The following is an 8,727-nucleotide window of genomic DNA, read 5'->3' as shown; positions in this document are numbered from 1 at the left end:
TAGAAGAAACCATTTGTTAGAACAAGAAAAAATGAGCATGACTCCAAAAATTCTCGTCATGTTCATTGACAGATTCTTTTTTCAACAGAGTGAAAAAGACTCCGGCAGCTTCCGGAGTCTTTTTGTTAATTGTGAAGGTGTAAAGGTCTTTTCGGCAGCTTCCATTGATATTTATACGACAGAACCCTCAGTATAGTAATCAATAAAAATAGGAAAATCAATTCGGCAGGTGAAGTGGTTAATTTTAGACCAATGATCGCTCCTGCCAAAACAGCCCAAACCCCATATATTTCTTCTCGCAAAAGCGCGGGTTTTCTCCCTGCGAGCACATCCCTTACTAATCCTCCGCCGCTTCCAGTCAGTACCGCTGCAACGATAACGGCACTAATAGGGTGGTTCATTCCTGTTGCATATAAAGCCCCTTGAACAGCAAAAGCGGAAAGTCCGATTGCATCAAAGAAGTTTCCCCAAACCGGCCAGTGCTTTAATAGATTCTGAGGGAAAAGAATAACTGCGGTTATGGACAGCAAAGCAATTTGAAAGAAAGCCCCTTGTTCCCATAAGGCGGAGACCGGAACCCCGATCAGCAAGTTGCGAATGGCCCCGCCCCCAAATGCAGTAATCATGCCTAATATATAGACGCCAAACAGGTCGTAATCTTCTTCCATAGCGACAATTGCTCCTGAAATGGCAAATGCGATTGTACCAATAACAGTGAAAATATCCCAAGTTAACTCCATCGTTGTGATCCCTTCTCTATGTAAATTCCTTCTGGAAATTATTATATTATTGAAACTGGTGAATGGCTACACCTTTTTCATGATAAGGACTCAGTTTAGGCTTTCTGGCGTGAAGTTATCAGATGTCTTTTCCCTTCCTTTTTGGTAAGATGTACATACTGTTAATGAAAAGAAGGGGTTGATGGCGTTTGAAAAAAAACGAACGTGAAAAGGTCATTCTCGCAGGTTGTCAGCTAAATGAAGATGATGACGCGTTTCACTACTCTCTGAGCGAATTAAAGTCATTAACTGAGACTGCTGAAGGAGAAGTAGCAGCGGTGTTGACCCAAAAAAGAGAACGTGTTCACGCAAGCACTTATATTGGCAAAGGGAAAGTGGAAGAACTCAAAAATTTAGAAGAAGAATTAGAGCCGGACCTCATCATATTTAATGATGAACTGTCACCGAGCCAAATTAGAAATTTAGCTGCTCATTTCGATGCGAGGGTCATTGACCGCACCCAGCTTATTCTAGATATTTTTGCGCAGCGTGCCCGTTCCCGGGAAGGAAAGCTGCAAGTAGAGCTTGCGCAGCTGCAATACTTGCTGCCTCGCCTCGCAGGGCAAGGAACTTCACTCTCTAGGCTCGGGGGCGGAATCGGCACAAGAGGTCCCGGTGAAACCAAACTAGAGACGGATCGCCGGCACATTCGCAGCCGGATTGATGAAATCAAAAGGCAGCTTAATACGGTAGTATCCCATCGAGAACGATACCGAGAGCGGAGAAAGAAGAATAAAGCTTTTCAAATTGCGTTAGTGGGTTACACCAATGCTGGGAAATCGACTCTTTTTAACCGATTAACGACGGCCGATTCTCTAGAGGAAGACCAGCTGTTTGCAACGCTCGATCCTTTATCAAGAAAACTGCTGCTGCCAAGCGGCTATCAGGCGATATTTACTGACACTGTAGGGTTTATTAATAACTTGCCTACCACATTAATCGCCGCTTTTCGCTCGACGCTGGAAGAGGTGAGGGAGGCGGATCTGCTTCTGCATATTGTAGATAGTTCTAATCCGGACTATGTCCAGCATGAAGAAACGGTACATCAATTGCTTGAACAGCTAGAGATGGATCACGTGACTGAACTGACCGTATATAATAAGCGAGACAAACAGCATGAGGATTTTATACCATCTGCAGCGGTAGACCATATATTGGTCAGCGCGCTGAATGAGCATGATAGAGAATTAATTAAAGTCGTGATTGAAAAGAAAATGAAAGAGCAGATGCACACTTATCAGGCGTTCATTCCCGCGACAGAAGGTAAACTGATTGCTCAACTGAAAAGGGATACAATTTTAGAAGAAATTGAATTTATCGAAGAAGAACAAGTTTACCGGGTAAGAGGATTTACATTTACTGATCACCCGGTATATGGCGATATCCAAAAATTTACTCGTACATGATGAGGGAGAAAAGAAACATGTTTGATTATTTAAAACACGGAAAGAAGATTCAAGTTCTGGCGGAAGAGGCAGAAAAGAAAATTGCAGAAGTACATTCAACAATAGATCGGACAGCAGAGATGAACCAGTTTCGCGTTCTGCAAAGCTTTCAGCGTCATCAAGTCAGTGATTTTCATTTTACCCCTTCAACTGGGTATGGCTATGATGACAGCGGAAGAGATACATTAGAGAAAATATATGCCGATGTATTTGGAGGAGAAGCGGCTCTAGTACGTCCGCAGATCATTTCCGGCACCCACGCCATCACCATTGCGCTGTTTGGTATTTTGCGTCCAGGAGATGAGTTGCTGTATATTACTGGGAATCCATATGATACGTTAGAGGAAATTGTCGGAATCCGGGGGACAGGGAACGGATCATTAAAGGATTTCGGCATCACATATAATAGTGTGGCACTAACAGAGGGTGGCCAGCCGGATTATGAGGCCATAAAAGCATCGATCACCCCTAAAACAAAAATGATCGGCATTCAGCGTTCAAAAGGATATGCGAACCGGCCTTCATTTACCATTAATGAAATTAAGAATATGATTCACTTTGTTAAAGAAATAAAGAGCGACGTAATCGTATTTGTCGATAATTGCTACGGAGAATTTACAGAAGAGAAGGAGCCATGCCACGTAGGAGCTGATTTAATGGCGGGTTCGTTAATTAAAAACCCAGGCGGAGGATTGGCTAAAACAGGCGGTTATCTAGCCGGCAAGAAAGAAGTGATAGAAAGCTGCTCTTATCGAATGACGTCTCCTGGAATTGGAGCGGAGGCCGGAGCAAGCCTATACAGTCTGCAAGAAATGTACCAAGGGTTCTTCCTAGCTCCGCATGTCGTGGCAGAAAGCTTAAAAGGTGCGACATTTACAGCGGCTGTTCTAAAAGATGCAGGAATGAATACCACTCCTGCTTGGGATGAAAAAAGAACCGATCTCATTCAAGCGGTTCAATTTGACGACCGGGAGAAAATGATCGCTTTTTGCCAAGCAATTCAATTTGCCTCACCCGTTAATTCCCATGCCACGCCATATCCTGCTTACATGCCTGGATATGAAGACGATGTCATCATGGCGGCAGGCACATTTGTGCAGGGGGCAAGTATAGAACTTTCAGCGGATGGTCCTTTGCGCCCGCCATATATGGCCTTTGTACAAGGGGGATTAACGTTCTCCCATGTCAAGATTGCCATATGCAGTGCTCTCGATCAATTAATAGAAAAAGAACTACTTTAAAAAGCAGAGAATTCTCTGCTTTTTTATATGTTTAGGTTTAAATAATATTATGTAAGGAAATATAACATAGTGTTGACACTTTTTCTGACATCGCATATAATATGAAATATAAGAGAAAATAACAAGGAGGAGATCATGATGAATAATCATATTAGACGGTCCATGGCATTATTCCCGATTAGCACCGTGATGAAACTCACTGAGTTAACTGCCAGGCAGATTCGTTATTATGAAGAACATCAATTGATTACTCCTGAACGGACAGAAGGTAATCGCCGTCTTTTTTCTCTAAATGATATTGATCAGCTGCTTGAGATTAAAGATTTGCTGGATCAAGGCATTAACATGGCTGGCATTAAAAAGATGTTGTTAAAAGAAGAAACTGAAGCATTACATAAGGATGCGGAAGAACCAGTGAAAAAGCATAAAAGAGATTTTACTGATGAGGAATTGAGAAAAATTCTGCGGAAAGAATTAATCAATGCAGGACGTTTTAATCGATCGGCCCAAAATGTAAAAGACTCTAACCGTTTTTTTCAATGATCTAGGCATTCATGTATTAAATTTTCTAGGAGGAATGAACATGGGAAAGTATACGCGTGAAGACATTATGAATTTGGCAAGAGAAGAAAATGTAAAGTTTGTTCGATTGCAGTTTACAGATATCTTAGGAACGATTAAGAATGTAGAAATTCCGGTAAGTCAGCTAGAAAAAGCATTAGATAACGAAATGATGTTCGATGGTTCTTCTATTGAGGGCTTTGTCCGCATTGAAGAATCTGACATGAAATTATATCCGGATTTAGACACTTGGGTAGTATTCCCTTGGACAGCTGAAAAAGGTAAAGTGGCCCGTATGATTTGTGATATTTACAAGCCTGATGGCACGCCTTTTGAAGGTGATCCAAGAAACAATCTGAAGCGTCTTTTAGAAGAGATGAAAGAACACGGATTTACTAACTTTAACTTAGGGCCTGAGCCGGAATTCTTCTTATTCAAATTAGATGTAAACGGACAGCCAACTTTAGAATTGAATGATAATGGCGGATACTTCGATTTAGCTCCAACAGATCTAGGAGAAAACTGCCGTCGTGATATCGTTCTTGAGCTAGAAGAAATGGGATTTGAAATTGAAGCATCCCACCATGAAGTAGCTCCAGGGCAGCATGAAATCGATTTTAAATATGCTGATGCGCTTGCAGCTTGTGATGACATCCAAACATTTAAATTAGTCGTAAAAACAATTGCCCGTAAACACGGTTTGCACGCGACATTCATGCCAAAACCTCTATTTGGTGTAAATGGTTCCGGTATGCACTGCAATATGTCATTATTCAAAGACGGAAAGAATGCGTTTTATGATGAAAATGGCGAATTGGAATTAAGCGAAACAGCTTATCAATTTATTGCCGGCACAGTGAAGCATGCCAGCGCATTTACAGCAATTACAAACCCGACAGTTAACTCTTACAAGCGTTTAGTACCTGGCTATGAAGCACCTTGTTATGTTGCTTGGTCAGGACAAAACCGCAGCCCATTAATCCGTATTCCTGCATCTCGCGGAATGAGTACACGTGTTGAGGTGCGTAGCGTAGATCCTGCTGCTAATCCTTATTTAGCAATGGCTGTTCTTCTGCAAGCTGGACTTGATGGCATTAAAAATGGTATGACGCCACCACCGGCTGTAGACCGCAACATTTATGCGATGAATAAAGAAGAGCGTGAAGCGGAAGGCGTAGAAGATCTGCCAGCAACATTAGCGGAAGCTCTTGAAGTATTGAAAAAGAGCGAAGTGATTAAGTCTGCACTAGGCGAGCATATCTTTGAACACTTCGTAGAAGCGAAAGAAATTGAATGGGATATGTTCCGCACACAAGTTCACCCTTGGGAGCGCGAGCAATACCTGCAAATGTATTAATATAGGTAAAACCCCTTGAGCAGAGGCTGAAGCCACTGAAAAAGTCTATTAGTTATAATCAAGCAGCTGAAAGTTCGATTCATTCGAACTTTCAGCTGCTTTTTTGTTTTATAATAGTTCTATCAAATGTATGTAGGTGGTATTTAAATGATTTCCAATCAAGAAACGCTCACTCTTAGCCCATTTATGGCTATATACGACATTGTTGTGCCAAAAGATAATATGCTTCGTCAAATCAATGAACTTGTAGATTTTACCTTTATCCTTGAAGAATTGAACACGAAATATTGCCTTGATAATGGCCGCAATGCAGTGCCACCGATTCGTATGTTTAAATATTTATTACTAAAATCAATTTTTGATTTATCGGATGTCGATGTAGTAGAACGTTCTAAATATGATATGTCCTTTAAATATTTCCTTGGGATGGCACCGGAGGATTCCGTCATTAACCCAAGTTCTTTAACGAAATTTCGTAAGCTCCGTCTTCAAGATGTGGGTTTAATGGACATGCTTATTAATAAGAGCGTTGAGATTGCGCTGGAGAAAGAAACTATTAAAAGTAAAAGCATTATCTTAGATGCCACACATACAAAAGCACGTTATAATCACAAGTCACCGAAAGAATTTTTACAAGAAAAAACTAAGAATGTACGTAAAGCTACTTATCAAATAGATGAATCCATGAAAGAGAAATTCCCCCCCGAAAACCTCTTCTAATGAGGTGAAAGATGAGCTGGATTATTGTCGTCAGGTTATTTCCGTCGTTGAATCAGAACCTAGAATTTCAGAAATTCCTTCCGTTAAAGAAAAATTAAATGTCTTAAAAGAAGTGGTAGAAGACTACACCGAACAACTACACTATTCAACGGATCCAGATGCACGGGTAGGACATAAAGATGCAGATTCTTCTTTCTTTGGGTACAAAACTCATCTCGCAATGAGCGACGAAAGGGTGATCACCGCGGCAGTTGTAACAACAGGCGAAAAAAGTGACGGTAAATACCTGGGGGAACTAATTGAAAAGACTCTAGCGACAGGTATGGAAATAGACACGGTTATTGGGGATACGGCTTATTCTGAAAAAGAGAATATTCTTCTTACCAAAGAAAATAAATTGGAATTAGTATCCAAATTACATCCTAATGTCACACATGGTTTACGGACAAAAGAAGATGAATTTCAATTTAATAAAGATGCAGGAATGTATGTATGTAAGGCTGGACATATGGCGATCCACAAACAACATGATGAAAGAAGAGGACAAGGTAAAAACGCTAGGATTAAGTACTTTTTTGATACTGCAAAATGCAAAATCTGTCCTTTTAGTGAGGGATGTTATAAAGAAGGTGCCAGAACCAAGTCCTATTCAATCACGCTTAAGTCGACTGAACATATTGATCAGGAAGCTTTCCAAAACACAGAAAGATTTAAAGCCCTGGCAAAAACCCGTTATAAAATTGAAGCGAAAAATAGCGAACTAAAACACGCGCATGGCTATGAAAAATCCATCGGTGCGGGTTTATTTGGAATGCAAATTCAGGGAGCCACCACCATATTTGCGGTCAATCTCAAAAGAATTATAAAGCTACTAAATGAAAAAGGGTAAGAAATAGGCAAAGAAAAAAGCAACTTCCTCCCATTTCCGGAGGGGAAGTTGCTTTTTTTCGTCTATTTACAGCCGTGCCATATTAAAAACGTAAGTTTTTCAGCGTCCTCGCAGAGGCTTCAAGGGGTTTTTCTTAGCGTAAATATTATAGAAAAGAAACTTTGTTTTTTCCATCGCGCTTCGATTGATAAAGTGCAGCATCTGCTCTTTCAACAATGGAGTATGGTTCTAAATCTGTCTCTTGATAAGTGGCAACACCAATTGAAATCGTAATCGGCTTTCCGGTAGGGCTAATGCGTGCTGCCACTTCTTGACGCAGTTGTTCAGCAAGTTCTATTGCATTATCCGCTTCTTGTGATTGAAGCAGTAAGCCAAATTCTTCACCGCCATATCTAAAACACAGATCATCGGAACTGGCTTTTTTGCTCATAACAGAAGACAAAAACTTCAACACGTCATCTCCAGTTAAATGGCCGTATTGATCATTAATTTGCTTGAAATTATCAATATCTAACAAAATTAGTGAAAACCTCGTCTTTTCATCCATCCATTTTTTAATTACAAAATCGAATGATTTTCGGTTGGCTAACTCTGTTAATCCATCAATTTGTATTTCAGTATTTAGCATTTTAATATGGTTATCGACTTGAGAAGAAAGCTGATTTACCTCATAAATATAAGATGGTTTTAGAATTCTTGGCTGATCAAAAGAAGGCTTTTGACTGCTCATGGCATCCTCAGAATATTTGGCTAATGTATTTAATGGTTTCGTAATATTTCGTACAAGTAATCCTGCGCACATGAGAGTGATCAGCAAGAGTGGAAGTGATTGCCAAATCATTTTCTTTAACAAGTTAAGTAAAGGCTCATTTATAACCGAGACAGCTGTTTGCGAAACAATGCCCCATCCCAGCGTTTCTTCATACTTGTAACCGGCGAAAAATTCTTTTCCCTCACTGTTTTCCAATTGTGAGTAGCCGCTTTTCCCTTTTTTTAGCAGATTGATCGCTTTATTTGATTCCACAATATCGTTAATGCGTGCTGGGTCCGGATGATAGATAATTCGGCCGTTTTTATCAACAACATATACATATGAACCATCTTCATATTCATGATTGTTTAATGTGTTTCTGATCACGTTATCGCTCTCGATATGAATGGTTCCTCCGATCAGTCCCTGATAGGTACCGCTTTTATCAAAAACAGGAGCGGAAATAAGCATAATTAGTTGACCAGAAGTGGCCTGATACGGTTCAGAAATAAAAGGCTTTTTCACCGTAAGAGCTTTTTTAATGGTATCTGATTGAATTTTCATGCCGGTTGAAACGAGGGTTCCGTTTTTATATTGAACTTTAGAAGGGCTGATTAACTGAATATATCCGTCATCATCTAATAAAAACAAGGAATTAAATTGATGCCCGTTTGCAGAATGCCATGTATCTAAATCATCTTGGCTTAAGCCATGAACCCCTGTGCTTTTTGCAATAGCATTGATATTGGCTTGCATATAATTTAATAAGTCTCTCGTGCTTAATGATAATTTATTCGCATAATTATAGTTGCTCTCAAGATATTTCGCACTTAATGTTTCATCAAGTGCCTTGGTTGCAGAATACCAATTGACCATCGTTGTTATGAGGACCGTCATAATCACTAACATACTGATAGCCAGCTGGAGTTTAACTCCTTTTTTTACAAACATAATTGACTCTTTCATCCCCTTATACTCCATGAA

The 8,727-nt window shown here is 40.1% G+C and carries 6 protein-coding genes and 1 pseudogene; 5 read left to right on the top strand and 2 right to left on the bottom strand.

Annotated features, from left to right (window positions below; translation table 11 throughout):
* Positions 1-125: 125 nt before the first annotated feature.
* Positions 126-740, bottom strand: a complete 615-nt coding sequence (locus JOC78_RS15330; RefSeq protein ID WP_204557522.1) for a trimeric intracellular cation channel family protein — start codon at positions 738-740, stop codon at positions 126-128.
* Positions 741-928: 188 nt separating this feature from the next.
* Between JOC78_RS15330 and hflX the strand changes: the two genes are divergently transcribed.
* The 5 genes and pseudogenes from hflX to JOC78_RS15305 all read left to right on the top strand — a co-directional run bounded on the left by hflX (position 929) and on the right by JOC78_RS15305 (position 6,992).
* Positions 929-2,185 (top strand): GTPase HflX, encoded by a 1,257-nt coding sequence (hflX, locus tag JOC78_RS15325; RefSeq protein ID WP_204557518.1) that lies wholly within the window; start codon positions 929-931, stop codon positions 2,183-2,185.
* 17 nt (positions 2,186-2,202) lie between these two features.
* Positions 2,203-3,465, top strand: coding sequence for a methionine gamma-lyase family protein (locus JOC78_RS15320; protein ID WP_204557504.1), 1,263 nt, complete (start codon positions 2,203-2,205; stop codon positions 3,463-3,465).
* A gap of 135 nt (positions 3,466-3,600) precedes the next feature.
* A complete protein-coding gene (locus JOC78_RS15315) occupies positions 3,601-4,008 on the top strand; it encodes a MerR family transcriptional regulator (RefSeq protein ID WP_275582039.1) in 408 nt (135 codons plus the stop codon).
* Positions 4,009-4,048: 40 nt separating this feature from the next.
* Positions 4,049-5,383, top strand: coding sequence for a type I glutamate--ammonia ligase (glnA, locus tag JOC78_RS15310; RefSeq protein ID WP_204557500.1), 1,335 nt, complete (start codon positions 4,049-4,051; stop codon positions 5,381-5,383).
* A gap of 147 nt (positions 5,384-5,530) precedes the next feature.
* Positions 5,531-6,992 (top strand): annotated as a pseudogene (locus tag JOC78_RS15305) (IS1182 family transposase).
* A gap of 145 nt (positions 6,993-7,137) precedes the next feature.
* Here the strand turns inward: JOC78_RS15305 and JOC78_RS15300 are convergent.
* Positions 7,138-8,709, bottom strand: a complete 1,572-nt coding sequence (locus JOC78_RS15300; protein ID WP_239587214.1) for a sensor domain-containing diguanylate cyclase — start codon at positions 8,707-8,709, stop codon at positions 7,138-7,140.
* Positions 8,710-8,727: the final 18 nt, after the last annotated feature.

Source organism: Bacillus ectoiniformans, from assembly GCF_016908875.1.
GTDB lineage: Bacteria > Bacillota > Bacilli > Bacillales > Domibacillaceae > Bacillus_BX > Bacillus_BX ectoiniformans.
This window is presented reverse-complemented; position numbering and strand designations above follow the sequence as displayed.